Origin of the sequence: Streptomyces sp. NPDC048001 (assembly GCF_043203115.1) — a bacterium.
Classification (GTDB): Bacteria; Actinomycetota; Actinomycetes; order Streptomycetales; family Streptomycetaceae; genus Streptomyces; species Streptomyces sanyensis.
Genome location: NZ_JBIDBN010000013.1, coordinates 165264 through 191580, shown reverse-complemented (window position 1 = coordinate 191580; position 26317 = coordinate 165264). Strand labels below are relative to the sequence as shown.

General features: G+C 71.7%; 22 protein-coding genes and 2 tRNA genes. 4 read left to right on the top strand and 20 right to left on the bottom strand.

Annotation, left to right across the window (positions count from 1 at the left end; genetic code table 11):
- Positions 1-208 precede the first annotated feature (208 nt).
- From ACGF15_RS24225 to ACGF15_RS24180, 10 genes are all read right to left on the bottom strand, one after another.
- Positions 209-1723 (bottom strand): CHAD domain-containing protein, encoded by a 1515-nt coding sequence (locus ACGF15_RS24225; protein ID WP_392801869.1) that lies wholly within the window; start codon positions 1721-1723, stop codon positions 209-211.
- A 56-nt stretch (positions 1724-1779) separates the two neighbouring features.
- Positions 1780-2979, bottom strand: coding sequence for a rod shape-determining protein RodA (gene rodA, locus ACGF15_RS24220; RefSeq protein WP_345610689.1), 1200 nt, complete (start codon positions 2977-2979; stop codon positions 1780-1782).
- A gap of 3 nt (positions 2980-2982) precedes the next feature.
- Positions 2983-5154: a penicillin-binding protein 2 gene (mrdA, locus tag ACGF15_RS24215; RefSeq protein WP_345610691.1), complete on the bottom strand. Its 2172-nt coding sequence runs from the start codon at positions 5152-5154 to the stop codon at positions 2983-2985.
- A 16-nt stretch (positions 5155-5170) separates the two neighbouring features.
- Positions 5171-5842, bottom strand: a complete 672-nt coding sequence (mreD, locus tag ACGF15_RS24210; RefSeq protein ID WP_345610693.1) for a rod shape-determining protein MreD — start codon at positions 5840-5842, stop codon at positions 5171-5173.
- 18 nt (positions 5843-5860) lie between these two features.
- Positions 5861-6943, bottom strand: coding sequence for a rod shape-determining protein MreC (mreC, locus tag ACGF15_RS24205; RefSeq protein ID WP_345610696.1), 1083 nt, complete (start codon positions 6941-6943; stop codon positions 5861-5863).
- Between the two features lie 142 nt (positions 6944-7085).
- Positions 7086-8105: a rod shape-determining protein gene (locus tag ACGF15_RS24200; protein ID WP_256523389.1), complete on the bottom strand. Its 1020-nt coding sequence runs from the start codon at positions 8103-8105 to the stop codon at positions 7086-7088.
- A 280-nt stretch (positions 8106-8385) separates the two neighbouring features.
- A complete protein-coding gene (ndk, locus tag ACGF15_RS24195; RefSeq protein WP_345610700.1) occupies positions 8386-8796 on the bottom strand; it encodes a nucleoside-diphosphate kinase in 411 nt (136 codons plus the stop codon).
- Positions 8797-8890: 94 nt separating this feature from the next.
- A complete protein-coding gene (locus ACGF15_RS24190) occupies positions 8891-9244 on the bottom strand; it encodes a DUF4233 domain-containing protein (protein WP_345610703.1) in 354 nt (117 codons plus the stop codon).
- Positions 9245-9249: 5 nt separating this feature from the next.
- Positions 9250-10740, bottom strand: coding sequence for a folylpolyglutamate synthase/dihydrofolate synthase family protein (locus ACGF15_RS24185; RefSeq protein ID WP_362611418.1), 1491 nt, complete (start codon positions 10738-10740; stop codon positions 9250-9252).
- 80 nt (positions 10741-10820) lie between these two features.
- The gene (locus tag ACGF15_RS24180) at positions 10821-13442 is read right to left on the bottom strand and encodes a valine--tRNA ligase (protein WP_392801862.1); all 2622 of its coding nucleotides are present in this window, start codon (positions 13440-13442) and stop codon (positions 10821-10823) included.
- Between the two features lie 138 nt (positions 13443-13580).
- Here ACGF15_RS24180 and ACGF15_RS24175 point away from each other — a divergent pair, with 138 nt between their 5' ends.
- Positions 13581-14612, top strand: a complete 1032-nt coding sequence (locus tag ACGF15_RS24175) for a hypothetical protein (protein ID WP_345610710.1) — start codon at positions 13581-13583, stop codon at positions 14610-14612.
- A 204-nt stretch (positions 14613-14816) separates the two neighbouring features.
- On the opposite strand, the gene clpX is transcribed toward ACGF15_RS24175, so the two are convergent.
- The 5 genes from clpX to ACGF15_RS24150 all read right to left on the bottom strand — a co-directional run bounded on the left by clpX (position 14817) and on the right by ACGF15_RS24150 (position 19445).
- On the bottom strand, positions 14817-16106 hold the full coding sequence (gene clpX / locus ACGF15_RS24170; protein WP_256523123.1) for an ATP-dependent Clp protease ATP-binding subunit ClpX: 1290 nt from the start codon (positions 16104-16106) through the stop codon (positions 14817-14819).
- Positions 16107-16251: 145 nt separating this feature from the next.
- Positions 16252-16926, bottom strand: a complete 675-nt coding sequence (locus ACGF15_RS24165) for an ATP-dependent Clp protease proteolytic subunit (protein WP_256523124.1) — start codon at positions 16924-16926, stop codon at positions 16252-16254.
- A gap of 52 nt (positions 16927-16978) precedes the next feature.
- The gene (locus ACGF15_RS24160; RefSeq protein WP_256523390.1) at positions 16979-17584 is read right to left on the bottom strand and encodes an ATP-dependent Clp protease proteolytic subunit; all 606 of its coding nucleotides are present in this window, start codon (positions 17582-17584) and stop codon (positions 16979-16981) included.
- Positions 17585-17843: 259 nt separating this feature from the next.
- On the bottom strand, positions 17844-19220 hold the full coding sequence (gene tig / locus ACGF15_RS24155) for a trigger factor (RefSeq protein WP_345610719.1): 1377 nt from the start codon (positions 19218-19220) through the stop codon (positions 17844-17846).
- A 148-nt stretch (positions 19221-19368) separates the two neighbouring features.
- Positions 19369-19445: transfer RNA gene (locus tag ACGF15_RS24150), tRNA-Pro, on the bottom strand.
- 144 nt (positions 19446-19589) lie between these two features.
- Here ACGF15_RS24150 and ACGF15_RS24145 point away from each other — a divergent pair.
- Positions 19590-19660 (top strand) — tRNA-Gly (locus tag ACGF15_RS24145).
- Between the two features lie 191 nt (positions 19661-19851).
- On the opposite strand, the gene ACGF15_RS24140 is transcribed toward ACGF15_RS24145, so the two are convergent.
- Complete coding sequence (locus ACGF15_RS24140) at positions 19852-20046, bottom strand: hypothetical protein (RefSeq protein ID WP_345611427.1); 195 nt, start codon at positions 20044-20046, stop codon at positions 19852-19854.
- Between the two features lie 430 nt (positions 20047-20476).
- Between ACGF15_RS24140 and ACGF15_RS24135 the strand changes: the two genes are divergently transcribed.
- Positions 20477-21655: an acyltransferase family protein gene (locus tag ACGF15_RS24135; protein WP_345610723.1), complete on the top strand. Its 1179-nt coding sequence runs from the start codon at positions 20477-20479 to the stop codon at positions 21653-21655.
- A gap of 37 nt (positions 21656-21692) precedes the next feature.
- Here the strand turns inward: ACGF15_RS24135 and ACGF15_RS24130 are convergent, their stop codons facing one another.
- Together ACGF15_RS24130 and ACGF15_RS24125 are read right to left on the bottom strand one after the other, a co-directional pair.
- Positions 21693-22145, bottom strand: a complete 453-nt coding sequence (locus ACGF15_RS24130; protein ID WP_345610726.1) for an HD domain-containing protein — start codon at positions 22143-22145, stop codon at positions 21693-21695.
- 133 nt (positions 22146-22278) lie between these two features.
- Positions 22279-23424 carry a PP2C family protein-serine/threonine phosphatase gene (locus tag ACGF15_RS24125; RefSeq protein WP_345610728.1) on the bottom strand — a complete coding sequence of 382 codons (1146 nt, stop codon included), beginning with the start codon at positions 23422-23424 and terminating at the stop codon, positions 22279-22281.
- A 105-nt stretch (positions 23425-23529) separates the two neighbouring features.
- Between ACGF15_RS24125 and ACGF15_RS24120 the strand changes: the two genes are divergently transcribed.
- Complete coding sequence (locus ACGF15_RS24120; protein WP_392801855.1) at positions 23530-24759, top strand: GNAT family N-acetyltransferase; 1230 nt, start codon at positions 23530-23532, stop codon at positions 24757-24759.
- 43 nt (positions 24760-24802) lie between these two features.
- Here the strand turns inward: ACGF15_RS24120 and ACGF15_RS24115 are convergent, their stop codons facing one another.
- Together ACGF15_RS24115 and ACGF15_RS24110 are read right to left on the bottom strand one after the other, a co-directional pair.
- Positions 24803-25612: an Fpg/Nei family DNA glycosylase gene (locus ACGF15_RS24115; RefSeq protein ID WP_392801852.1), complete on the bottom strand. Its 810-nt coding sequence runs from the start codon at positions 25610-25612 to the stop codon at positions 24803-24805.
- Positions 25612-26106: a ribose-5-phosphate isomerase gene (locus ACGF15_RS24110; protein WP_345610736.1), complete on the bottom strand. Its 495-nt coding sequence runs from the start codon at positions 26104-26106 to the stop codon at positions 25612-25614. The genes ACGF15_RS24115 and ACGF15_RS24110 overlap by 1 nt, the downstream gene beginning before the upstream one ends.
- Between the last annotated feature and the right edge of the window lie 211 nt (positions 26107-26317).

The following is a 26317-nucleotide window of genomic DNA, read 5'->3' as shown; positions in this document are numbered from 1 at the left end:
GAACCTTCGTGGAGCTGGCGGGGGCGACTCTCAAGCGTAGCGCGGCCCGAAGGGCCCGCCGTACGCCTCCCGGCGAGGGCCCGGGCGGCCCCGCGCGGGGTGCCGGGCGGGCGCTCACGGCGGGGCTGCCCGGGTCCGCGGGGCGGATGGTCGCGGCGGGCTGCCCGGTCCGCGGGGGGCGGGTGGTCGCGGGCGGCAGGCCCGGGGGTCAGGAGCGCAGGGCCGCCCTCAGACCGGGGTCCGCGGCGCGGCTCCACACCTCGGGCAGTTCGGTCTCCCGCGCGGCGGCGCGGGCCTCCTCGTGCCCGTAGAGCAGTCCCCAGGTGAAGGAGGGCTCCCCCGCGCCGTTCGCCGCGACGGCGAGTTCGCGGACGGTGTCGCGGGCGACGACGCTGTCCTGGTGGTCGCCGAGGACCTTCTGGACGGCCTTCATGCGCTTGGCGAAGCGGCGTGCGGGCCTGCCGAGGGCCGGTGTCGCGGCCTCGGCCGCGTAGCGGGCGCGCTTGGCCGCCTTGCGGGCCTCGTGGAGGGCGGTGTCCCGCTCGGTGGACGGGGTCAGGCCGAGGGCCTGCTCCACCCGATCCGCCGTGCGGCCGTACTCGCGCAGCACGGCGTCGGGGAGGGCCGCCTCGGGGTCGGTGCGCGCCGCCTTGCGCAGCGGGGGGTCGGCGAGCAGGGTGTCGAGGGCGTCGAGGAGCCTCAGGTAGCGCTCGCTGTCGAGGGCGGCGAGGGCGGTCGTCCGGGTGTCGGTGCCGCCGGAGACGGCCCAGGCGGTGAGGCGGGCCTCGACGGGGCCGAGCACCAGGGTGCCGGGGAGTTCGGCGACACGGGCGCGCAGGCGGTGGGCGAGCACTTCCTGGTCGCGGGCGGCGCCGAGTTCGCCGGCGAGCCATTTCAGTTCGTCGACGAGCGGGCGGGTGGCCTCCCGGTCGAGGATCTTCCGGTAGGTCCGCAGGGCGCTGCGCAGTCTGCGGGTGGCGACCCGCATCTGGTGGACGGCGTCGGGGAGGTCGCGGCGGACGCCGGGGTCGTGGGAGAGCAGGGCCTCGGCCTGCTCGTGGAGGTAGGCGAGGACGTGGTCGCCCGCGGTGCGCGGGGTGCCGGGCCGGGGGGACGGGGCGGGGGCGGCGCCGGTCTCGGCGAGGGCGCGGGCGAGTTTGGAGGGTGCGGCCGCCCGGTGGAGTCCGGCTTTGCGCAGGCGCTTGTCGACGGCATCGAGGAGTGCGGGGTCGGTGTCCTGGGCGAGTTCGACCTCGATCTCGTCCCACTGGGCGGTCGCCCGGCGGCCGTGCAGCCGTTCGGCGACGACGGTGTCGCGGCTGAGCTCGGCGAGTTCGGTGCCGTCCTCGTCGAGCAGTCGGTGGACGTCGCGGGAGGAGAGCAGCCGGACGACGGGGACGAGGTCGGCCCCGCGGGTCCGGGAGCGGACCAGGTCGGCCAGTTCCCCCGGGAGGAGGTCGGTGGGGTCGGTGGTGATCTCGTCGCGGACGCCGGGGGCGACGGGGAGCTTGAGGTGCCATCCGGGGTCCGCTCCCCCGGTTCTGCGGCGCAGGGTGATGCCGGAGGCGGCGAGGCGGAGGTCGGGCGTGTCGTGGTAGACGGCGTCCAGCTCGGTGGTCGCCGCCTCCTCGGTCCGGGCGATACCGGCCTTGGTGAGGTCCGGGAGCCGGAGGCCGGGGGTGGCTTCGTACTTCCGCTCGATCTCGCGCTTGGTGTCCGCCATGCCCCGAATCTAGTCCCCCGAGGGGCGGCGCGGGAGTGCGCGCCGCCCGTCCGGGGTCAGGCGCTTATGGGTTTCTGCACCCGGATCGACTGGAGCAGTCCGACCGCTATCCAGACGGCGAACATCGAGGTGCCTCCGTAGGAGACGAAGGGCAGCGGCAGCCCGGCGACGGGCATGATCCCCATGGCCATGCCGATGTTCTCGAAGGACTGGAAGGCGAACCAGGCGATGATGCCGGCGGCGACGATGGTGCCGTAGAGCTCGGTGGTCTCGCGGGCGATGCGGCAGGCGCGCCACATCACGACGCCGAGGAGGAAGAGGATGAGGCCGGCTCCGACGAAGCCGAGTTCCTCGCCGGCGACGGTGAAGATGAAGTCGGTCTGCTGTTCGGGGACGAACTGGCCGGTGGTCTGGGCGCCGTTGAAGAGGCCGGCGCCGTAGAGGCCGCCGGAGCCGATGGCGATGCGCGCCTGGTTGGTGTTGTAGCCGACGCCGGAGGGGTCGAGTTCCGGGTTGGCGAAGGCGGCGAAGCGGTTGATCTGGTACTCGTCGAGCAGTCCGAGCACGGCGACCAGCACCGCGCCGCCGACGCCGGTGCCGATGAGTCCGAGGATCCACCGGTTGGAGGCGCCGGAGGCGAGCAGGACGCCCAGCACGATGACGGCCATGACCATGACCGAGCCGAGGTCGGGCATGAGCATGACGATGCCCATGGGGAGTGCGGCGAAGGCGAGGGACTTGGCGACGGTGCGGTGGTCGGGGTGCAGCTGGTCGCCGGCGTCGACCCGTGCGGCGAGCATCATCGCCATGCTGAGGATGATGGTGACCTTGGTGAACTCGGAGGGCTGGAGCGACAGCCCCCCGATGACCAGCCAGGCGTGGGCGCCGTTGATGGTGGCGCCGAGCGGGGTGAGCACCAGCAGGACCAGCACCACGGAGAGTCCGTAGAGCACGGGGACGGCGCCGCGCAGGGTCCGGTGGCCCAGCCACACGGTGGCGATCATGAGCACGAGGCCGATGCCGAGGTTGAGGCTGTGCCGCATGAGGAAGTGGTAGGGGTCGCCGTTGTTCAGCTCGGTGCGGCCGCGTGTGGCGGACCAGACGAGCAGGCTGCCGAGGCACGAGAGTGCGAGAGCCGAGAGCAGCAGCGGCCAGTCGAGCCGGCGGACGACGGAGTCCCGTGCGCTGAGCCGGGCCCACAGGCCGCCGCGCTCGGGGCCGTATCCGGAGACGGAGAACCCGCCTGCGCCTGTCATGTCCTAGTCCCTCCGTGCGGGCGGTCCCGCAAGCACTTCGGTGCCCGTCCCGTCCTTCGGCGCGGGGGGTACATAGGGCCTGATCTCGGGTGCGTCGATCGTTCCGTCCGGTGAGATCTTCGGCAGTCCCTTCTGCGGGGCGGGCAGCAGGGCCCGCTTGAGGTCCTGGTTGCCCTGCTCGTCCAGGCCGTACATGGCCTCGTAGATGTTGCGGACCGCCGGTCCGGAGGCGCCGGAGCCGGTGCCTCCCTGGGAGATCGTCATCACGATGGTGTAGTCGTCGGTGTAGGTCGCGAACCACGAGGTGGTCTGCTTGCCGTAGACCTGGGCGGTGCCGGTCTTGGCGCGCATGGGGATCTTGTCCTGGGGCCAGCCGCCGAAGCGCCAGGAGGCGGTGCCGCCGGGGCCGACGACGGAGAGCAGGCCCTTGTCGAGGTCCGCGATGGTCTTCTTCCCTATCGGCAGCCTGCCGTGGGAGGTGGGCGGGATCTCGGTGATCTTCTTGCCGTCGGGGCTGATGACCGCCTTGCCGATGGTGGGGTCGTAGAGCGTGCCGCCGTTGCTGATGGCGGCGTAGGCGGTGGCCATCTGGATGGGGGTGACGAGGATGTCGCCCTGCCCGATGGAGAAGTTGATGCTGTCACCGGCCTTCAGCTGGTTGCCCTCCAGGCAGTTCTCGTAGGCGATCTGCTCGACGTAGGTGCCGCCCTTCTTGCCCTGCTTGCACCAGGCGTCCTTGTTGGCCGTCCAGAAGTCCTTCTTCCACTGGCGGTCCGGGATGCGGCCGGTGACCTCGTTGGGCAGGTCGATGCCGGTCTCGGAACCGAGCCCGAAGTCGTGGGCGGTCCGGTAGAACCAGTCGTGGGCGTCCTTCTTCGGCTTGATGCCGCCGTCGCGCTTCCACTCCTGGTGGCCGAGGGCGTAGAAAACGGTGTTGCAGGAGAACTTCAGGGCCTCGCCGAGGGTGATCGGGCCGTGGCCCTGGGACTCGAAGTTGGCGAAGCTGCGGCTGCCGAGGCTGTAGGAGCTGCTGCAGTTGTAGCGGTCGTTGAAGTCGTGGCCGGCCCGGACGGCGGCGCTGGCCGACACCACCTTGAAGATGGAGCCGGGTGCCGCCTGGCCCTGGATGGCGCGGTTGAGCAGGGGGTAGTTGGAGTCCTTGCCGGTGAGCTTCGCGTAGTCCTTGGCGGAGATGCCGCCGACCCAGGAGTTGGGGTCGTAGTCCGGCTGGGAGGCCATGGCGATGACGCGGCCGGTCCTGGACTCCATCACCACGACGGCACCGGCGTCGGCCTCGTACGGGCGGCCCGTGATCTTGTCGACCTGCGTGCGGGCGGTCTTCATCGCCTCGTGGAGCTCGGCCTCGGCGACGGCCTGGACGCGGGCGTCGATGCTGGTCACCAGGTTGGAGCCGGGGACTCCCGGGTCGGACTCGGACTCCCCCATGACCCGGCCGAGCTTGTCGACCTCGTAGGAGGTGACACCGGCCTGGCCGCGCAGCTCCTTGTCGTAGGTGCGCTCCAGGCCGGAGCGGCCGACCTGGTCGGAGCGCAGATAGGGCGAGTCGGTGTCCTTGGCCTTCTGGATCTCCTCGTCGGTGACGGGCGAGAGGTAGCCCAGCACCTGGGAGGTGCGGGCGTCGACGGGGGCGGGGTAGCGGCGCACGGCGGTGGGCTCGGCGGTGATGCCGGGGAAGTCCTCGGAGCGCTCGCGGATCTGCAGGGCCTGCTGGGTGGTGGCCTCGTCGGTGACGGGGATCGGCTGGTAGGGGGAGCCGTTCCAGCAGGGCTGGGGGGTCTCGGCGTTGCAGAGCCGGACCTTGTCCATGACCTCCTTCGGCTCCATGCCGAGGACCCCCGCGAGGCGGGTGAGGACGGCCTCTCCGTCGTCCTTCATCTTCATCAGCTCGGTGCGGGAGGCGGAGACCACGAGACGGGTCTCGTTGTCGGCCAGCGGCACACCGCGGGCGTCGAGGATGGCGCCGCGGACGGCGGGCTGGACGACCCTCTGCACATGGTTGCCGTTGGCCTCGTCGGCGTACTCGTCGCCGTTGCGGATCTGGAGGTACCAGAGCCGGCCCCCGAGGGTCAGCAGGAGGGAGACGACGAGGACCTGGATGATGACGAGCCGGGTCTGGACCCTGGGGGTCCGCCCGGTCTCCGGGATGTTGCTCACGCTGCTGCCCCCTCGGTCACAGTCGCTTGACGCCCTTGATGCGGCCCGCCCTGGACGCCCGGGTCCTGGCGGCCTTGATCCTCAGCCCGCTGCGCTGGGCGCCGATCCGCAGGCCGGTCCCGGAGGACAGCCAGCCGGAGGCCACGTCGGAGCCGGTGGAGCCCTGCCCCTCGGCGAGCGGGTCGTTGTCGCTGCGTCTGGCCAGCCACATGATCAGCGGCACGGTGAAGGGTGCGAGGAGCAGGTCGTAGACGGCGGCGGTGAACAGCAGGCCGCCGAGCCCGACGTGCCGGGCCGCGGTGTCGCCGACGAGCGCTCCGACGCCCGCGTACAGCAGGGTGGAGCCCACGGCCGCGGCGACGACCACGAGCATGGGCCCGGCCGCCGAGCGGAGGGGCTGGCCGTTCTCCGGCCGGACCAGGCCGGCCAGGTAGCCGATCACGCAGAGCACCAGGGCGTAGCGTCCGGCGGCGTGGTCGGCGGGCGGGGCGAGGTCGGCGAGCAGGCCCGCCCCGAAGCCGATGAAGGCTCCGGCGACGTGGCCGTAGACCATCGCCAGCCCGAGGACGGTGAGCAGCAGCAGGTCGGGGACGGCTCCGGGCAGCTGGAGGCGGGCCAGGACGGTGACCTGGACGACGAGCGCGACCACGACCAGGGTCGTGGAGAGCAGCATCCGGTTGAAGCGCATGGGTCGGATCAGCTCCTACTACTCGTCGTCCTGGCCGTCGGGGGCGGTGCCCCCGGGCGGATCGGCGCCGGTGTCACCGGGCGCCTCCCCGTCGGCGGGGGGTTGCTCCGTGCCGCCGGGCAGCCGCCGCTCGGCGGCGCCCTGCGGCAGCTCGCCCTGCTCCTGTGCGCCGCCTTCGAGGGTGCCGTCGGCCCCCGGGGTGACGGTCACGGTGACGGTGGGCGTCGGCCTGGGCTTCGCGGGCTTGGGGGGCAGGACCATGTCGCGGGGGTCGGTGTCCGGTGCCTGGACGACCACGCCGACGATGTCGAGCTTGCTGAACGAGGCGTACGGGCGGACGTAGACGTTGCGGGTGAGGGCTCCGCCGGAGGGGTCGACGCGGACGACCTCGCCGACCGGGACGCCCGGGACGAAGGGCTTGTTCGCCTGCGAGCCGAAGGTGACCAGCCGGTCGCCCTTCTTGACCTTGGCCTTGCCGTTGAGCATCTGGACCAGCAGCGGCCGGTCCCCCTGGCCGGTGGCGAAGCCGAGCTCGCTGGTCTTCTCCATGCGGGTGCCGACGGTGAAGTCGGGGTCGTTGGCGAGCAGCACGGTGGAGGTACGCGGGCCGACGGTGGTGACCCGGCCCACGAGCCCGTCGCCGTTGAGGACGGTCATGTCCCGGCGGATGCCGTCGTCGGAGCCGATGTCGATGGTGACGGTCCAGGAGAAGCCCTGGGCCGCTCCTATGGCGACGACCTCGGCTCCCTTGACGCCGTACTGGCCGGTTGCCGCGGTGCGGATCAGCCCGTCGAGTTCGCGGAGCCTGCTGCGGTTGCGGTCGTCGCTGCCGAGGCGCTGCTTCAGTTCCGCGTTCTGCCGCTCCAGCTCGCTGATGCGGTCGTGGCGCTCGCCGGAGTCGCGGACGGCCCCGATGGCGTTGCCGATCGGGTCGACCGCGGCCGCCACCCCGCTCTCGACGGGTCCGAAGACGGTGGCCGCCGCCTGCCGGGCTCCGTCGACCGGGGACTCCTCGCCGCCGCGGATGTCCACCGTGATCAGCGCGAACGCGATGGCGATCAGCAGCACCAGGAGCAGCCGGCTCTCTCGTGTGTCCCTCACGTGCGGCGGCCGTGCCTTCCTCGTCGGTATGGAGTGTCGGTGGTGCAGACGGTGCGGCGGGCCGGCCGGGAGCGGGTCGCCCCCGGTCGGGTCCGCTGCCCCGTACGGCGGAGGGTGCGCCCCGGGGGGCGCACCGTGACGCCTAACGACGCGGCTGTGCGTCCAGTACCTGCTGGAGCGCCTCGAACTCCTCCACGCACTTCCCGGAGCCGAGGGCCACGGAGTCGAGGGGGTCCTCGGCGATGTGGATCGGCATGCCGGTCTCGCGGCGCAGGCGCTCGTCGAGGCCCCGCAGCAGCGCCCCGCCGCCGGTGAGGACGATCCCGCGGTCCATGACGTCGCCGGAGAGCTCGGGCGGGCACTTGTCGAGCGTCGTCTTCACGGCGTCGACGATGGCGTTGACGGGCTCCTCGATGGCCTTGCGGACCTCGGCCGCCGAGATGACGACCGTCTTGGGCAGCCCGGAGACCAGGTCACGCCCGCGGATCTCGGTGTGCTCGTCCTTGTCCAGCTCGTACGCGGACCCGATGGTGATCTTGATGCTCTCGGCGGTGCGCTCACCGAGGAGGAGCGAGTACTCCTTCTTGATGTGCTGGATGATCGCGTTGTCGAGTTCGTCGCCGGCCACCCGGATGGACTGTGCCGTGACGATTCCTCCGAGGGAGATCACGGCGACCTCGGTGGTTCCGCCGCCGATGTCGACGACCATGTTGCCGGTGGCCTCGTGGACGGGCAGCCCGGAGCCGATGGCGGCGGCCATGGGCTCCTCGATGATGTGCACCTGGCGTGCGCCCGCCTGGGTGGACGCCTCGATGACGGCACGGCGCTCGACACCGGTGATACCGGAGGGGACGCAGACCACGACCCGCGGCCGGGCGAGGTAGCGACGCTTGTGGATCTTGAGGATGAAGTAGCGGAGCATCCGCTCGGTGATCTCGAAGTCGGCGATCACGCCGTCCTTCAGAGGCCGGACGGCGACGATATTGCCGGGCGTCCGGCCGATCATCTTCTTCGCTTCGGCTCCGACCGCGAGAATGCCGCCCGTGTTGGTGTTGATCGCGACGACGGACGGCTCGTTGAGAACGATCCCCCGGCCTCTGACGTACACCAGCGTGTTGGCGGTCCCGAGGTCGACAGCCATGTCACGGCCGATGAACGACATGTTGTTCCCCATGAGGATGCGTCTGGCCTTCCCAAATCGAGCGTTGATGGCTAATCAGGATGGCGAGGTGGGTGCTGTGGCGTGGAGGCTTACATCGTAGTGCCGTGGGCACGGACACTGCGCGCTGGTCCACCTCTGTATGTGGTGACGATGCTTTGTAGCCATGCGTTCCCGCAATACCCGTGCGTAGACCTGGGGCGACCGAAATTCCTTCGGTCGCCCCAAGTCAAGACCTCTGTATGGCTGATGCTTTGTCAGGAATTCACCGACGCGGCGGGCCTCAGAGTTCCGGGAAGAACAGCTTCAGTTCCCGTACGGCGGACTCCTCGGAGTCCGAGGCGTGGATCAGGTTCTCCCGGACGATGGTGCCGTAGTCGCCGCGGATGGAGCCGGGGGCCGCCTCGATCGGGTCCGTGGGGCCCGCCAGCCGGCGTACGCCGTCGATCACCCGCTCGCCCTCGACCACCAGGGCGACGACCGGCCCGGAGGACATGAAGGCCACCAGCGGCTCGTAGAAGGGCTTGCCCTTGTGCTCTCCGTAGTGCTGCTCCAGGGTGGCCCCGTCGAGCCGGCGCAGTTCCAGCGCGGCGACGCTCCAGCCCGCCTTGGCCTCGATACGGCCGATGATCTCTCCGATCAGGCCGCGGCGAACGGCGTCGGGCTTGAGCAGGACGAGCGTGCGCTGGCTCACGGTGCGGGCTCCTTCATGTGCGGTGTCCAGGGCCTGCGGCCCCACCTGGGGACGGCAGGCACCCCCGAGGCTACAGGGCCGGGACCGACGCCGGTCACGCAGCGTCAGGCCCTGCCGAGGCCTCCTGGGCCCAGCGCGCCTTGGCCTCGTCGACCTTCCTGCCGAAGTGGACCGAGGCCCACCACAGCCCGGCGAACACGACGCCGAGGAAGAACATCGCGGGCACCACGAAGCCGCCCGCGATCAGCGCGATCTGGAGCGCCCAGCCCAGCTGGACGCCGCCCGGTCGGGTGATCATGCCGCACAGCAGCAGGGACAGCAACATCCCGGCGCCGCAGACCGCCCAGACCGCGGCCATCGAGGCGCCGTCCGCCTTCATCGCCACCAGCCCGGCGAACCCGATCACGAAGAACTCGCCGATCAGCGTGGATGCACAGAGCGTACGCATCGGGGTCAGCCCCTTCCCAGCAGCAGCCGGGCCTCGCCGACCGTGATCACCGAGCCGGTCACCAGGACGCCCGCCCCGCTGAACTCCGACTCCTCCTCGGCGAGGGTGATCGCGGCCTCCAGCGCGTCGTCCAGCCTCGGCTCCACCACCACCCGGTCGTCGCCGAAGACCTCCACGGCCAGCGCGGCGAGCTCGTCGACGTCCATGGCCCGGTCGGTGGAGTTCCGGGTGACCACGATCTCCGCGAAGATCGGCTCGAAGGCCTCCAGCAGTCCCCGGACGTCCTTGTCACCGCTGGTGCCGACGACGCCGATGAGACGGGAGAAGCCGAAGGACTCGGTGATCCCCTCGGCGGTGGCCTGCGCCCCCGCGGGGTTGTGCGCCGCGTCCAGCACCACGGTCGGGCTGCGCCGCACGACCTCCAGCCGGCCCGGGGAGACCACGGAGGCGAAGGCCCGGCGGACGGTGTCGGCGTCCAGGGCGCGGGCCTGCTCGGCGCCGACGCCGAAGAACGCCTCCACGGCGGCCAGGGCCACCGCGGCGTTGTGGGCCTGGTGCGCGCCGTACAGGGGCAGGAAGAGCTGGTCGTACTCGCCGCCGAGCCCGCGCAGGGTCAGCAGCTGGCCGCCGACCGCGACCTCCCGGGAGACGATGCCGAACTCCATTCCCTCGCGGGCGACCGTGGCGTCCACCTCGACGGCCTTCTTCAGCATCACCTGGGCGGCGTCCACCGGCTGCTGCGCCAGCACCACGGTGGCACCGGGCTTGATGACGCCGGCCTTCTCGCCGGCGATCTCCGCCGGGCTGGAGCCCAGGCGGTCGGTGTGGTCCAGGGAGATCGGCGTGACGACGGCGACGGAGCCGTCGATGACGTTGGTCGCGTCCCAGGTGCCGCCCATGCCGACCTCGACCACGGCCACGTCGACCGGGGCGTCGGCGAAGGCCGCGTAGGCCATGCCGGTGAGCACCTCGAAGAAGGACAGCCGGTACTCCTGGGAGGAGTCCACCATCTCGACGTAGGGCCTGATGTCCCGGTAGGTCTCCACGAACCGCTCGGGCGCGATGGGCGCGCCGTCGAGGCTGATCCGCTCGGTGATCGACTGCACGTGCGGCGAGGTGTAGCGCCCGGTGCGCAGCTCGAAGGCGGCGAGCAGGGCCTCGATCATCCGCGCGGTGGAGGTCTTGCCGTTGGTGCCCGTGATGTGGAGGGAGGGGTAGGAGCGCTGGGGCTCGCCGAGCACGTCCATCAGTGCGGCGATACGGGAGACCGAGGGCTCCAGCTTGGTCTCGCCCCAGCGTGTCGCCAGCTCCGACTCGACCTCGCGCAGCGCCTTGTCGACCTCCGGGTCGGCGGGCCGGGCGGGCACCTGGTCGCTCTGCGGGGCTCCGGCCGTGGCGCGCAGGGTGCGGCTGCCGGCCTCGATCACCGCCAGGTCGGGGTCGCGGTCGGTCTCGGCGTCGACGATCTCGTCGAAGGGGTCGGGATGCTCACTCACGGGCACCAGTCTACGGAGGAGCGGGGGCGGGGGCGGTGAGGCCCCGGGGGTCCCGGGGCCTCACCCGCCCGTGCGCCGGCTCAGGCCTTCGGCAGGTTCGCCAGCTGGCCGGTGATCCGGGCGATCTCCGCCTCGGCCTTGGCCAGGCGGGTGCGGATCTTCTCCACCACCTGGTCGGGTGCCTTGGCGAGGAAGGCCTCGTTGCCCAGCTTGGCGTTCGCCTGCGCGACCTCCTTCTCGGCCGCGCCGAGATCCTTGGTCAGGCGCTTGCGCTCGGCCTCGACGTCGATCGTGCCCGACAGGTCGAGCGCGACCGTGGCGCCCGCGACCGGCAGGGAGGCGGTGGCCTGGAAGCCCTCGCCCTCCGGCTGGAGGCGGAGCAGCTGCCGGATCGCGGCCTCGTGGGGGGCCAGCGCGGTGCCGTCCAGCGCGATCCGGGCGGGGACCTTCTGGCCCGGCTGGAGGCCCTGGTCGCTGCGGAAGCGGCGGACCTCGGTGACGACCTGCTGGACGAGTGCGATCTCCCGCTCGGCGTCCTCGTCGCGGAAGCCGCTGTCGGCGGGCCATTCCGCGATCACCAGGGACTCGCGGCCCGTCAGGGTCGTCCACAGGGTCTCGGTGACGAAGGGCACGACCGGGTGGAGGAGCCGCAGCATCACGTCCAGGACCTCGCCGAGGACCCGGCCGGAGACCCGGGCCTGCTCGCCGCCGGCGAAGAAGGTCGTCTTGGAGAGCTCGACGTACCAGTCGAAGACCTCGTCCCAGGCGAAGTGGAACAGCGCCTCCGAGAGCTTCGCGAACTGGAAGTCCTCGTAGTGGGCGTCCACCTCGGCGACGGTCTTGTTCAGGCGGGAGAGGATCCAGCGGTCCGCGGCCGACAGCTGCTCGGCGGGCGGGAGCTCGCCCTCCACGGTGGCGCCGTTCATCAGGGCGAAGCGGGTCGCGTTCCAGATCTTGTTGGCGAAGTTCCGCGAGCCCTGGACCCAGTCCTCGCCGATCGGGACGTCGACGCCCGGGTTGGCTCCGCGGGCCAGCGTGAAGCGCAGGGCGTCGGAGCCGTAGGTGTCCATCCAGTCGAGCGGGTTGACCGCGTTGCCGAAGGACTTGGACATCTTCTTGCCCAACTGGTCGCGGACCATGCCGTGCAGGGCGATGGTGCGGAACGGCGGTGTGCCGTCCATCGCGTAGAGGCCGAACATCATCATCCGGGCGACCCAGAAGAAGAGGATGTCGTACCCGGTGACCAGGACGGAGTTCGGGTAGAACTTCGCGAGGCTCTCGGTCCGCTCCGGCCAGCCCAGGGTGGAGAAGGGCCACAGGCCCGAGGAGAACCAGGTGTCCAGGACGTCGGTCTCCTGGTGCCAGCCCTCGCCGCTCGGCAGCTCCTCGTCGGGGCCGACGCAGACGACCTCGCCGTCGGGGCCGTACCAGACGGGGATGCGGTGGCCCCACCACAGCTGGCGCGAGATGCACCAGTCGTGGAGGTTGTCGACCCAGTCGAAGTAGCGCTTCTCCATCTCCTGCGGGTGGATCGCCACCCGGCCGTCGCGGACGGCGTCGCCCGCGGCCTTGGCCAGCGGGCCGACCTTGACCCACCACTGCAGGGACAGCCGCGGTTCGATGGTGGTCTTGCAGCGCGAGCAGTGGCCGACGGAGTGGACGTAGGGCCGCTTCTCCGCGACGATCCGGCCCTCGGCGCGCAGCGCGGCGACGATCGCGGAGCGCGCCTCCAGCCGGTCCAGCCCCTGGAAGGGGCCCGGGGCGGTGATGACGGCGCGCTCGTCCATGACGGTCAGCGAGGGCAGCCCGTGGCGCCGGCCGATCTCGAAGTCGTTCGGGTCGTGGGCGGGCGTCACCTTGACGGCGCCGGTGCCGAACTCGGGGTCCACATGGGTGTCGGCGACGACGGGGATGCTGCGGTCGGTCAGCGGCAGCCGGATCTCCCTGCCGACCAGGTGCCGGTAGCGCTCGTCGTCCGGGTGGACGGCCACCGCGGTGTCGCCGAGCATGGTCTCGGCGCGGGTGGTCGCGACGACGATCGTCTCCTCGCCCTCGCCGTAGGTCATGGAGACCAGCTCGCCGTCGTCGTCCTGGTACTCGACCTCGATGTCCGAGATGGCGGTGAGGCAGCGGGGGCACCAGTTGATGATGCGCTCGGCGCGGTAGATCAGCTCGTCGTCGTAGAGGCGCTTGAAGATGGTCTGGACGGCCCGGGAGAGGCCCTCGTCCATGGTGAAGCGCTCCCGCGACCAGGCGACGCCGTCGCCGAGGCGGCGCATCTGGCCGGAGATCTGCCCGCCGGACTCGCCCTTCCACTTCCAGACGCGCTCGACGAAGGCCTCGCGGCCCAGGTCCTGGCGGGACTTGCCCTCCTTGGCGAGTTCACGCTCGACGACGTTCTGGGTGGCGATGCCCGCGTGGTCCATGCCGGGCTGCCACAGCGTCTCGTGGCCCTGCATCCGCTTGCGGCGGGTGAGGGCGTCGATGAGCGTGTGCTCGAAGGCGTGGCCCAGGTGCAGGCTGCCGGTGACGTTGGGCGGGGGGATGACGACGGTGAACGGCGGCTTGTCGCTGGCCGCGTCCGCCTCGAAGTAGCCCCGCTCTACCCAGCGCTCATACAGCGGCCCCTCTACGTCGGCCGGCGCGTACTGGGTCGGCAGTTCGGTGGTGGGCGCGCTCTGATGCTGAGTGTTCTCGGTCACGGGCCCAGTTTAGGGGTGTCACGGGGCGGTCCTGAAACACGATTCTTCGGTAACACTGCGGGCCCCTGCCTCGCTGGACCGCTCCCCCGTGCGCCAGGATGTCGGGGACACGCAAGCATCACGAGGGGGACACCCGCGATGAGCCACAACCAGCCGGGCCCGTACGGGGACCAGCCCCAGCAGCCGGGCCCGTACGGCCAGCCGGGACCCTACGGGCAGCAGCAGCCCGGGGCCCAGCAGCCGGGTTACGGCTATCCGCAGCAGGCGCCGCAGGGTGTTCCGCCGCAGCCCGGCTACGGGTACCCGCAGCAGGCGGGCCCGTACGGGAGCCAGCCCCAGCAGCCCGGTCCGTACGGGAGCCAGCCTCAGCAGCCGGGCCCGTACGCCCAGCCGGGACCCTACGGACAGCAGCAGCCCGGCCCCTACGGCCAGCCCGGATTCCCCGCCCCCGCCCCGCCGCCGCAGGGCGGTGGCGGCGGCAGGAAGGCGGCCCTGATCGTCGGCGCGGTGGCGGTGGTGGCCGCGGCCGCCGTCGGCGCGTACTTCGTGATCGGCGGGGGCGGCGGCAACTCCGCCGTGTCCGAGGACACCAAGGGGTACAGGATCACCCCCGCGGAGGCGATCGGCGCCTACGAGAAGGACGGGTCGGACAAGGCCGCGCCACTGGACGACGAGCAGAAGGCGAACGCCCGGGCGATGGGCGTCAAGGACCCGAGCATGGTGGCGGCCTCCTACGTCTCGGGCGACAAGAGCAATCCGTTCTCGATGAAGAACATGAGCCTGACCGGGATGTGGGGCGAGGTCGCCGACCCCGAGAAGGCCGTCGACTCGGGCTTCGCCAACTACGAGAAGGACCAGAGCAAGACGCTGGGCAAGAACATGGAGGTGGAGCCCGTCGGCTCCCCCGTGGAGAAGACTCCGGCCGGCTTCGAGGGCGCGCTGATGAAGTGCCAGTCCATCAAGTTCGTCAACGCCGAGGGCGACGGCACCATGGCCAAGGGCCCCAAGGAGTTCGAGGTGCCCACCTGCATCTGGGCCGACTACGGCACGGTCGGCGTCGTGAACGCGATCGACCTGTCCGCCGCGGTCGCGGGCGGCAAGGGCCTCGACCTGGACCAGCTGGCCGAGCTGACCGCCGAGCACTACGCCAAGTCCCGCTCCAAGGTCTGATCCCTCCGCTCGTGAGAGCCCCGCCGACAGCTCCGGCCGGCGGGGCTCCGGTGCGTCCGGCGCGGCCCGCCGGCCCGAGGCTCCTTCGGCACGGGGCCGTTCGGACCGGCTGGACGGCGGGCCCTCGGCCCTTGGCACACCACAGGGGGCGTCCCCCGCCGGAGCCTGCCGAGCGGGGGACGCCCCCTGTGTGCGCCGCGGCGCCTACGCGCTCTTCTCGTGGCGGCCGTTGCCCTCGTCCTTGACGATCCGCGGGACCAGTGTCGGGTTGACGTTGTTGTGGACGACGTCCGCGGTGATGACCACGCGGGCGACGTCCTTGCGGGACGGCACCTCGTACATCACCGACATCAGGACCTCCTCCATGATGGCCCGCAGCCCCCGGGCCCCCGTACCGCGCAGGATCGCCTGGTCGGCGATGGCCTCCAGTGCCGGACGGTCGAAGTCCAGCTCCACACCGTCGAGTTCGAACAGCCGCTGGTACTGCTTCACCAGGGCGTTACGCGGCTCGACGAGGATCTTCAGCAGCGCCTCGCGGTCGAGGTTGTGCACGGAGGTGATCACCGGAAGCCGGCCGATGAACTCGGGGATCATCCCGAACTTGACCAGGTCCTCCGGCATGACCTCCTGGAACTGGTCACTCGCCTCGATCTCGCGCTTGGAGCGGATCGTCGCCCCGAAGCCGATGCCCTTGGCCCCGGCGCGGGACTCGATGATGCGCTCCAGCCCGGCGAACGCACCGCCCACGATGAACAGCACGTTCGTCGTGTCGATCTGGATGAACTCCTGGTGCGGGTGCTTGCGGCCGCCCTGCGGGGGAACGGAGGCGGTGGTGCCCTCCAGGATCTTCAGCAGGGCCTGCTGCACGCCCTCGCCGGAGACGTCCCGGGTGATCGACGGGTTCTCGCTCTTGCGGGCGACCTTGTCGATCTCGTCGATGTAGATGATCCCGGTCTCGGCCTTCTTGACGTCGTAGTCGGCCGCCTGGATCAGCTTCAGCAGGATGTTCTCGACGTCCTCGCCGACGTACCCGGCCTCCGTGAGCGCCGTCGCGTCGGCGATGGCGAACGGGACGTTGAGCATCCGGGCGAGCGTCTGGGCGAGCAGTGTCTTGCCGGAGCCCGTGGGGCCCAGCAGCAGGATGTTGGACTTCGCGAGCTCGATCGCGTCGTCCCGGCCCTGCGCGCCGCCGTTCTCCCCGGCCTGGACGCGCTTGTAGTGGTTGTACACCGCGACGGAGAGCGCCTTCTTGGCCGGCTCCTGGCCGACGACGTAGCTCTCCAGGAACTCGTAGATCTCACGGGGCTTGGGCAGTTCCTCCCAGCGGACCTCGGAGGTCTCCGCGAGCTCCTCCTCGATGATCTCGTTGCAGAGGTCGATGCACTCGTCGCAGATGTACACCCCGGGCCCTGCGATGAGCTTCTTCACCTGCTTCTGGCTCTTGCCGCAGAACGAGCACTTGAGCAGATCGCCGCCATCACCGATGCGTGCCACGAGGTGCTTCCCCTTCGCCTGGGAGCAGCGTGGTTCGGCCGCTCCTGGTGCCTCATATCCGACGGTACCTTGCCTGGCCCCCCGTTCGGGCCCCCCTTGGCACGGTTCACATGGACGTGCACCGCGCCAAGGGCGCCGGACGCGGTCAGGCGGCCGCTGCGGCCGCGCTCTTGCGGGTCGAGACGATCTGGTCGACGAGCCCGTAGGCGAGGGCGTCCTCGGCCGTGAGGATCTTGTCGCGCTCGATGTCGTCGCGGACCTTCTCGATCGGCGTGGTGGAGTGCTTGGCCAGCATCTCCTCCAGCTGCTCGCGCATGCGCAGGATCTCGTTGGCCGCGATCTCCAGGTCGGAGAGCTGCTCCCGGCCGGTCTGCGAGGAGGGCTGGTGGATCAGCACACGGGCGTGCGGGAGCGCCATGCGCTTGCCCGGGGTGCCGGCGGCCAGCAGGACGGCGGCGGCGGAGGCGGCCTGGCCCATGCAGACGGTCTGGATGTCCGGCTTCACGAACTGCATCGTGTCGTAGATGGCGGTCAGCGCGGTGAACGAGCCGCCGGGGCTGTTGATGTAGATCGAGATGTCGCGGTCCGGGTCCATCGACTCCAGGCACAGCAGCTGCGCCATGACGTCGTTGGCGGAGGCGTCGTCGATCTGCACGCCGAGGAAGATCACGCGCTCCTCGAACAGCTTCGCGTAGGGGTCGTACTCGCGCACGCCCTGCGAGGTGCGCTCGACGAAGCGCGGGACGACGTAGCGGTTGTCCGGCTGCGGACCGGTGTAGAGACCGCTCGCGGAGAAGTTGCTCATGTGGGTGTTCACCATCCTGGTGGCGTTCTGCGGGCTCGGACGAGGCGGGCGGGGCGGGCGGGGCGGCTCAGGCGCCGGTGCCGCCGCCGCCGGGCACGCCCGAGGCGGCGGAGATGATCTCGTCGATGAGGCCGTAGTCCTTGGCCTCCTCCGCGGTGAACCAGCGGTCGCGGTCGCCGTCGCGGATGATGGCCTCGACCGTCTGGCCGGAGTGCTGGGCGGTGATCTCCGCCATGCGCTTCTTGGTGCGGAGCAGGTACTCGGCCTGGATCTTGATGTCCGAGGCGGTACCGCCGAGGCCGGCCGACCCCTGGTGCATGAGGATGTCGGTGTTCGGCAGGGCGAAGCGCTTGCCCGGGGCGCCGCCGGTCAGCAGGAACTGGCCCATGGAGGCCGCCATGCCCATGCCGATGGTGACGACGTCGTTCGGGATGTACTGCATGGTGTCGTAGACCGCCATGCCCGCCGTCACCGAACCGCCGGGGCTGTTGATGTAGAGGTAGATGTCCTTTTCCGGGTCGGCGGCAAGGAGCAGCATCTGCGCCGTGATCTTGTTGGCGATGTCGTCGTCGACCTGCTGGCCGAGGAAGATGATGCGCTCGCCGAGCAGCCGGCTGTAGACCTGGTCGCCGAGGCCACCACCGATGGACGGCTCGCCGGCGGCGTAAGGCATCAGATTCGTCACGTGTCCACCTGCTCGTCTCTGACGGCTGCGGCCGTCTCAGCGTCTTCGTACCGGGGGGCGGGGACTTGCCTGCCCTCGTACCCATGGACCCTAACGCGCAGGTCGGACAGAGCCATCCCGGTTCCCGAACTGTTCGCTGGGAGCGCAAGCTAGGGCCCGGGGCCTACGGCAGACGGGCTCCGGACGCCCTGCGGCGTCCGGAGCCCGTCCACGGCCGGAGCGGGGCTCAGGCCCCTGGGGAGGAGGCTCAGCCCTCGGTCTTCGCGGCGTCCTCGGCGGAGGCCTCGGCCTTCTCCTCGGACGCCTCGTCCTCGTCCTCGTCCAGGTCGACGACCTCGCCGTTGGTGTCGGTGACCTTGGCGGCCTCGACGACCACGGCCAGCGCCTTGCCGCGGGCGACCTCGCCGACGAGCATCGGCACCTGGCCGCCCTCGACGACGGCCTGGGCGAACTGGTCCGGGCTCATGCCGGAGGAGGCGGCACGCCGCATGAGGTGCTCGGTGAGCTCCTCCTGGTTGACGTTCAGCTTCTCCTTGTTGACCAGCTCGTCGAGGATGAACTGGGTCTTGATGCCCTTGACCGCCTGCTCACGGGTCTCGGTGTCGAACTCCTCGGCCGACTTGCCCTGGATCTCCAGGTACTTGTCGATCGTGAGGCCCATCTGGCCCAGCTGGTGGTGCTCCAGGTTGTGCTTGCGGGTGTTGACCTCGTCCTCGAGGAGCTTCTCGGGGATCGGCACCTCGACCAGCTTCAGCAGCTCCTCCAGGACGCGCTCCTGCGCCTGGGTGGCCTGGTCGTACTGCTTGGTGTTCTCCAGGCGCTTGCGGCTGTCCGCCCTGAGCTCCTCGAGGGTGTCGAACTCGGAGGCCAGCTGGGCGAAGTCGTCGTCCAGCTCCGGCAGCTCACGGGCGGCGACGGCGGTGACCTTGACGGTGACCTCGGCGTCCTTGCCCTCGGCGGAGCCGCCCTTCAGCTGCGAGGTGAAGGTGGCCTCGCCGCCGGCCTCCAGGCCGGTGACGGCCTCGTCGACGCCGTCCAGCAGCTCACCGGAACCGATGGTGTAGGACACGCCGTTGGCCACGCCGTCGGGCAGGACCTCGCCGTCGACCTTGGCCTCCAGGTCGATGGTGACGACGTCGCCCTCGGCGGCGGCGCGCTCGACCGGGTTGGTCGACGCGAAGCGCTCACGCAGCTGCTCGACGGCCTTCTCGACGTCCTCGTCGGTGACCTCGACGGCGTCGACGGTGACCTCGATGCCGGAGTAGTCCGGGATCTCGACGGCCGGGCGGACGTCGACCTCGGCGGTGAAGTTCAGCGTCTCGCCGTCCTTCAGCTCGGTGATGTCGACCTCGGGCTGACCCAGCGGGTTGATCTCCGCCTCGTTGACCGCCTCGGTGTAGAACTTGGGGAGGGCGTCGTTGACGGCCTCCTCCAGCACCGCACCACGGCCGAACCGCTGGTCGATCACTCGGGCCGGGACCTTGCCCTTGCGGAAGCCCTTGACGGTGACCTGCTGGTTGATCTTCTTGTACGCCGCGTCGAGGCTGTCCTTGAGCTCCTCGAAGGGCACCTCGACAGTGAGCCGAACCCGGGTCGGGTTCAGGGTCTCCACGGCGCTCTTCACGGTTCGGTCTCCTTGGTGGCTGACATCTAGGGGTTCAGCTGGCGCCGGGAACCGGCGGCTCAGCGGATCGGGCCCGGCACATCAGACACACGGGCACGCAGCTTGCATAGTAACGGCAAGCAGGAGGGCCCTCACAACGTGATCTTGCTGGTCGGGGTGGCCGGATTCGAACCGACGACCTTCCGCTCCCAAAGCGGACGCGCTACCAAGCTGCGCCACACCCCGTCGGTGCGAACCGTAGGGTACATGCCCCGGGACGCCTGGTCGGCCTGTTCGTCCGGCGCCGCGCAAAGGTGTGTGCGCCGGGCACCGATGACCCGCTACGATGCTTCTCGTGTCCAGGCGCTCGCCGCCTGCGGCGCACTCCGTGCGGGCGTAGCTCAATGGTAGAGCCCTAGTCTTCCAAACTAGCTACGCGGGTTCGATTCCCGTCGCCCGCTCTCCATGGCTCAGGGCCAGGTCAGAGGATCATCCTCCGGCCTGGCCCTGAGGCGTCTGCGCCGAGGGGACGCCGCGTTGCCCGGCGGGGTCCCGCCGGGCAACGCGGGCGGCCCCGGCGCGACGGAGTCGCCCGGGGCGGGGTGGGGTGGGGCACGGCGGGGACCGGAGCCGGGAGGGCCGCCCGGCCGCGTCAGAAGGTTATCTGGTTGATCGTCTCGGCCAGCGAGTTCATGAACCTGTTGATCGACGGCGCGATGCCCGTCGAGGCCAGGAAGAAGCCGAAGAGGATCGCCACGAGGGCCGGGCCCGGCTTGATCGAACCGCCGCGGATCATCACCACCAGGATGACCAACAACAGCACCACCACAGACAGCGAAATGGCCACACTGATCACACCCTCGGTCGGTCCGCCTTGCCGGCCCGGGGGCACGCGGCCCGGCACGCCCCCGACGGCACCCATGGTGCCATCAACCTCCCTGCCCCCGGGGCCGGGTGGTGAATCGCCGACGTCACGATCACGCCACCGCCCGGGGCGCGGCACCCTCGCCCGGGGCCCGACACGCCGGGCGACCGACCTCCGGGGCGGAAAAGGGGAGATGTACCGGCCGCTTCGTTTCCAGGCCCTCACCGGCCGTCCACAGGAACTCCGAGGAGTCGCGGGCCGTGAGGGCCTCCGCACCGCGAGGCCCCGACGGAATGTTCCGTTCGGGCGCCTTTGACCGGTCAAAGCCGGACACAAAGCTGCCCTGTTGGCCTCCTCCGCGAAGCCCTCGACGTGTTTCCCCCGCCCGTTCCCCATGGCTAGGGTGCCGTGGATGTTCCACGCTGCGCACGCATCCCGGAGAGCGGCCGCCCTGGACACCGGGGAGCCGGAAACCGCCCCTGCAACGCCCCGGGCAACCACCCCGGCCTCTGCGGCAGGTGGCCGGAACTCCCCCTCGCCACCGGGCCGCGAGCCCTCCGGTGAAACGGGTCGCGACCCCTTCTTCGACAACGCCAAGTACCTGGCGATCGTGCTGGTGGCGGTGGCCCACGCCTGGGAGCCGGTCATGGACGGCAGCCGGGCGGCCCGCGCCCTCTACATGATCGTCTACACCTTCCACATGCCGGCCTTCATCCTGGTCTCGGGCTACTTCTCGCGCAGCTACCAGGGCAGGCCCCGGCAACTGCGGCGGCTGCTCACCGGGATCGCCCTGCCCTATGCGGTCTTCGAGGTGGCGTACTCCCTGTTCGCCCGCTGGTCCGGGCACAACCCCGACCAGCCCGTCACCCTTCTCGACCCCTACTACCTGACGTGGTTCCTGGCCGCGCTCTTCGTCTGGCGGCTCACCACCCCGCTGTGGCGGATCGTGCGCCGGCCCCTCCCGGTGGCCCTCGCGATCGCCGTGGCGGCCGCGCTCACACCCGGCATCGGAGCAGATCTGAACCTCCAGCGGGTGCTCCAGTTCCTGCCGTTCTTCGTCCTCGGGCTCGCCCTCGGACCGGAGCACTTCCAGATGGTGCGACGGCCGGAGGTGCGGCTGATGAGCCTGCCGCTGCTGGCGGCCACCGCCGCCCTCGCGTACTGGGCCGCGCCCAGGGTCGGGCTGGACTGGTTCTTCCGGTCGAGCAGCATCCAGGAGATCGGGGTCCCCTGGTGGCAGGGCGTCGCCATGGTGCTCGGCCTCTTCGGCGCCGCGGTCGTGCTCACGGCCGTGTTCCTCGCCTGGGTGCCCGCCCGGCGCACCTGGATGACATCCCTGGGAGCGGGAACGATCTGCGGCTATCTGCTGCACGGGTTCCTCGCCAAGGCCGGCGACTGGCTCGGCTTCTTCGACGCCAACCCCTGGCTGGGCGGCCCCGTCGGCCTGGTGGTGCTCAGCGCGGGGATGGCCGTCGCGGTGACGCTGCTGTGCACGCCCCCGGTACGGCGCCTGCTGCGCCCGGTGACCGAGCCCGAGCTGCGGTGGGCCTTCCGCCGGGACGTCTCGGACCTCCGGCCCGGTGACCGCTGACCGGGGTGGGCGGGCGGCCCGCACGGCCGCCCGCGGGTCACCCCGGAGGCAGCCCGAGCAGGCGCCGGGTCGTGGCGTACTTCTCGGCCAGGCGCGTCCGGGTCGGGAGGTCCAGCTCGGCGAGGCGGCCCGGATCGGTGTTGTGGGCCAGGTCCGCCTCCTTGACCAGCAGCGCCCCGGGGACGGCGAGGACCCGCGCGGCGTACGCGGCGGGCTCCTCGCCCCTCTCCCTGGTCAGCGCGAGCACCATGTCCTTCACGGACCGCGGCAGGGCGGCCGCCTCCAGCCAGGCGCGGCTGAGGCGGTCGTCCTCGATCGCGTCGTGCAGCCAGCCCGCGGCGATCTGCTCCTCGCTCCCGCCGCGGGCGCGGACCCCGTCGGCGACGGCGGCCAGGTGCTCGGCGTAGGGGCGTCCGGACTTGTCCGTCTGCCCGGCGTGCGCCTCGCGTGCGACGGCCTCGACCTCGTCCAGGCTCAGGGTGTCTGCCATGCCCCGACTCTAGGGGGGTGCGGGCCGGGCGTCGCCGGCCGGGCGGGATGCGGCGGACACGACCCGGGGGGGTGCGGGCCGGGCGGCGGGCACCGGGGCCTCGTCGCGGCGGAGGGAGGGCGCTCCGCCCCGGTCAGGTCCGGCGGGAGAGCAGCAGCAGCGCGCGGTCGTCGTTGACGTCCTTGGCCACGGCCTCGATCAGGTGCCAGGCCGCGCCGTCGAAGCCGGTCGCGACATACCGCTCGGCCTCTCCCGTCAGCCGGTCGATGCCCTCGGCGATGTCCCGGTCGGACGCCTCCACCAGGCCGTCGGTGAACAGCATGAGCACGTCGCCGGGGCGCAGGGAGCCCTTCAGCGGGTCGAACTGCGCTCCGTCGTAGACGCCCAGCAGGGGGCCCTCGGCCGCCCGCTCCTCCCAGCGGCCGCTGCCCGCGTGGTACTGGAGCGCGGGCAGGTGGCCCGCGGACAGCAACTCGTAGTCCCCGGAGTCGAGGTCGAGCACCAGGTGGACGGAGGTGGCGAAGCCCTCGTCCCAGTCCTGCCGCAGCAGGTAGCCGTTGGCGGCGGGCAGGAAGGCGTGCGGGGGCAGGGAGCCGAGCAGCCCGCCGAAGGCGCCGGAGAGCAGCAGTGCGCGGGAGGCCGCGTCCATCCCCTTGCCGGAGACGTCCGTGAGCACGACCTCCAGGGTTCGCCCGCCGCCGGTGCGCGCGGCGACCACGAAGTCGCCGGAGAAAGACTGCCCGCCCGCCGGGCGCAGCGCCATCTCCCGGTGCCAGCCCTTGGGCAGGCGCGGCAGGGCGCTCTGCACCCGGATCCGCTCGCGCAGGTCGAAGAGCATCGTCCCGCCCCGTCGCCACGGGACGCCGACCCGGGCCCGGAACTGGGCTATCAGCAGCCCGAAGAAGCCGCAGGCGGCGACGGTGAGGACCGTGCCGGGGGTGACGCTGGCCGCGCTCTCGGTGTACGGGCCGAGCACCGTGGACTCCACGATCAGGCCGGCCGCGGCCGCCGCGTAGAGCCCGAGCAGGCTGGCGGGCCGCAGCAGCAGACCGCCCGCGACGATGGGCAGCACCAGCGCCACCGGGGAGCACCACACGGGGTTGGTGACGGTTCCCCAGACGAGGGCCGGGACCGTGAGCAGCAGCCCGGCCAGCGCGAACCGGTCGGAGCCGTCCCCGCGGAAGTAGTCGACGGCGGACCGGCGCAGCGCGGTGCGGACCCGGTGAGCGGCCTTCCGCTGCCGGGCCGAGAACGAGTCTGGTGAAGAGCCGCGGGCCACCCGGTGGACCCTATCCACCCGCCCGCCCCGCGTGCAGGGGTACCCCGGGACAACGCGTTCGAAATCCGGTCGCGGCCGTCCGGAGGGGGCTGGTAGGGATGGCGTATGACACCTGATCTGCGGCCCGTGACCGATGCCGACTGGGACTCCTGGTACTCCTCGCTGGAGCGTGCCTTCGGCGGGGTCCGGGAGTCGGACCAGGAGCGGGCGCTCTACCGGGACCTGACCGAGCTGGACCGTTCCTTCGGCGCCTGGGACGAGGGTGCCTGGGTGGGCACCGCGGGTGCCTTCTCGTTCCGGTTGTCGGTACCGGGCGGGGCGATGGTGCCCGCGGCCGGCGTGACCATGGTCAGCGTGGCGGCGACGCACCGGCGGCAGGGTGTGCTGACGGCGATGATGCGCCACCAGTTGGACTCGGTGCGCGAGCTGGGCGAGCCGCTCGCGGTGCTGACGGCCTCCGAGCCGGCCATCTACGGCCGCTTCGGCTACGGGACGGCGACGTACGCGATGTCCGTGGACGTGGACTCCTCCCGGGTGGCGATCGCCGCGCCGCCGGGTACGGAGGGGGTGCGGCTGCGCTTCGCGGACCCGGAGCAGGCGGCCGAGGCGTGCGAGGCGGTCTACCTGCGCCGGGTGGGCTCGCGGCCGGGTATGCCGGCGCGCTCGCCCGGATGGGGGCGCCAGCCGCTGCTCGACCCGCCGGCGGACCGGGAGGGGGGCTCGCCGCTCCAGTGCGTGCTGGCCGAACGCGGGGGCGAGACCGTCGGGTACGCGCGCTTCCACAACCGGCCCGACTGGTCGGACACCGGGCCCAGGGGCGTGGTCGTGCTGCGGGACGCCGCCGCCGGCGACCCGGGGGCGTACGCGGCGCTCTGGCGGTTCCTGTGCGGGATCGACCTGACGAGCTCGGTGCGCTCGCGGAACCTGCCGGTGGACGACCCGCTGCTGCACCTGGTCTCCGACGTGCGCCGGTGCTCGGTGCGGGTACGGGACTCGCTGCACCTGCGGCCCGTGGAGCTGGGTGCGGCGCTCCGGGCGCGCACCTACCGGGCGCCGGTGGACGTGGTGCTGGAGGTGGCGGACGCGTTCTGCCCGTGGAACACCGGGCGCTGGCGCCTGAGCGGTGACGCCAAGGGCGCCTCCTGCGAACGCACCCGGGACGCGGCGGACCTGGAGCTGTCGGTGCGGGAGCTGGGCTCGGCCTATCTCGGCGGGGTGTCCCTCTCCTCGCTGGCGGGCGCCGGGCGGGTGCGGGAGCTGCGGGAGGGGGCGCTGGCCGAGGCCTCGGCGGCGTTCGGCTCCGAGGTCGCCCCCTGGCTGCCGCACGGCTTCTGAGCGGGGGCCGCGGCCCCCGCCCCCCGGGGCGGGGGCGCGGGGATCAGCGCCGCTGGCAGGTGGGGCACCAGAAGAGGTTGCGCGCGGCGAGCGGCGCGGTGCGGACGGCGTCGCCGCAGACATGGCAGGGCATGGCGGCCCTGCGGTAGACGTAGACCTCGCCGCCGTGGTCGTCGACGCGCGGCGGGCGGCCCGTGGCCTCGGGCCCGTGCTCGGGGCGGACCGTGTCGATCCGGTTGTTCCGGACGCCCTCGCGCATCAGCGCGGCGAGGTCGGCCCACACCGCGTCCCACTCGCGCCGGGTGAGGTCGCGGCCCGCCCGGTAGGGGTCGATGCCGTGCCGGAACAGGACCTCGGCCCGGTAGACGTTGCCGACCCCGGAGACGACCTTCTGGTCCATCAGCAGGGCGGCGATGCTGCTCCGGGAGCGGGAGACGCGCGCCCAGGCGCGGTCCGGTCCGTCGTCGGGGCGCAGCGGGTCGGGTCCCAGGCGGTCGTGGACGGCCGCCTTCTCCCCGTCGGTGACCAGGGCGCAGGCGGTGGGCCCCCGCAGGTCGACATAGGAGCCGGGGTTGGCGAGCCGGAGGCGGACGGTGTCCGTGGGCGGCGGGGCCGGGGCGTCGCCGAAGGCCACCTTGCCGAAGAGGCCGAGGTGGATGTGGACCCACTCGCCGCGTCCGAAGCCGAGGAAGAGGTGCTTGCCGTGGGCCTCGGTGGCGTCGAGCACGGCTCCGTCGATGAGCGCGGCGGAGTCGGCGAACTTCCCCTGCGGGCTGGTGGCCCGCACGGGCCGGCCGCCGAACCGTTCCCGGTAGTCGGCGGCCAGCCGGTGGATGGTGTGCCCTTCGGGCATCAGGCGGTCGGCTCCTGCGGGTGGTGCGCCGGGATCGGCGGGAGCTCGCCGGTCGTCTCGTAGACGGAGAGCATCTCGATGCGGCGGGTGTGCCGCTCCGCGCCCGAGTAAGGGGTGGCCAGGAAGACCTCGACGAAGGAGGTCGCCTCCTCCTCGGAGTGCATACGGGCGCCGACGGCGATCACGTTGGCGTTGTTGTGCTCGCGGCCGAGGGAGGCGGTCTGCCTGCTCCAGGCGAGTGCCGCGCGTACGCCCTTGACCTTGTTGGCGGCGATCTGCTCGCCGTTGCCCGAGCCGCCGATCACGATGCCGAGGGAGTCGGCGTCGGCCGCGGTGCGCTCGGCGGCGCGCAGGCAGAACGGCGGGTAGTCGTCCTGGGCGTCGTAGACGTGCGGACCGCAGTCCACGGGCTCGTGGCCGTTGGCCTTCAGCCACTCGACGAGGTGGTTCTTCAGTTCGTAGCCCGCATGGTCCGAGCCGAGGTAGACGCGCATGGTCCGAGTGTGGCACGAGGGGAGGGCGCGTCCGGGTGCGGGGCCCGCCCGGCGGGGCGGATCGGCACGGTCCGTTTCCGGTGTGCGGCAGTGCGCCCGGGGGGCACGGGCGCGGGCGCGCGGGGGCGTCACGCGACCGGCAGGACGCCGAGGTTGGCCGCCCACGGGCGCGGGCGCGCGCGGGGGGCGTACGGCGCGGGCCCGCCCGCCG

Bases quoted from the DNA above. Each gene is read 5' to 3' on its own strand.
- ACGF15_RS24165 (WP_256523124.1), bottom strand. From the start codon at position 16,926: ATGGTGAACACCCACATGAGCAACTTCTCCGCGAGCGGTCTCTACACC.
- ACGF15_RS24135 (WP_345610723.1), top strand. From the start codon at position 20,477: ATGTTCCACGCTGCGCACGCATCCCGGAGAGCGGCCGCCCTGGACACC.
- ACGF15_RS24190 (WP_345610703.1), bottom strand. From the start codon at position 9,244: ATGCGTACGCTCTGTGCATCCACGCTGATCGGCGAGTTCTTCGTGATC.
- ACGF15_RS24130 (WP_345610726.1), bottom strand. From the start codon at position 22,145: ATGGCAGACACCCTGAGCCTGGACGAGGTCGAGGCCGTCGCACGCGAG.
- ACGF15_RS24175 (WP_345610710.1), top strand. From the start codon at position 13,581: ATGAGCCACAACCAGCCGGGCCCGTACGGGGACCAGCCCCAGCAGCCG.
- ACGF15_RS24110 (WP_345610736.1), bottom strand. From the start codon at position 26,106: ATGCGCGTCTACCTCGGCTCGGACCATGCGGGCTACGAACTGAAGAAC.
- ACGF15_RS24200 (WP_256523389.1), bottom strand. From the start codon at position 8,105: ATGTCGTTCATCGGCCGTGACATGGCTGTCGACCTCGGGACCGCCAAC.
- mreD (WP_345610693.1), bottom strand. From the start codon at position 5,842: ATGCGCTTCAACCGGATGCTGCTCTCCACGACCCTGGTCGTGGTCGCG.
- rodA (WP_345610689.1), bottom strand. From the start codon at position 2,979: ATGACAGGCGCAGGCGGGTTCTCCGTCTCCGGATACGGCCCCGAGCGC.
- ACGF15_RS24225 (WP_392801869.1), bottom strand. From the start codon at position 1,723: ATGGCGGACACCAAGCGCGAGATCGAGCGGAAGTACGAAGCCACCCCC.
- ACGF15_RS24160 (WP_256523390.1), bottom strand. From the start codon at position 17,584: ATGCCTTACGCCGCCGGCGAGCCGTCCATCGGTGGTGGCCTCGGCGAC.
- ACGF15_RS24120 (WP_392801855.1), top strand. From the start codon at position 23,530: ATGACACCTGATCTGCGGCCCGTGACCGATGCCGACTGGGACTCCTGG.
- ACGF15_RS24115 (WP_392801852.1), bottom strand. From the start codon at position 25,612: ATGCCCGAAGGGCACACCATCCACCGGCTGGCCGCCGACTACCGGGAA.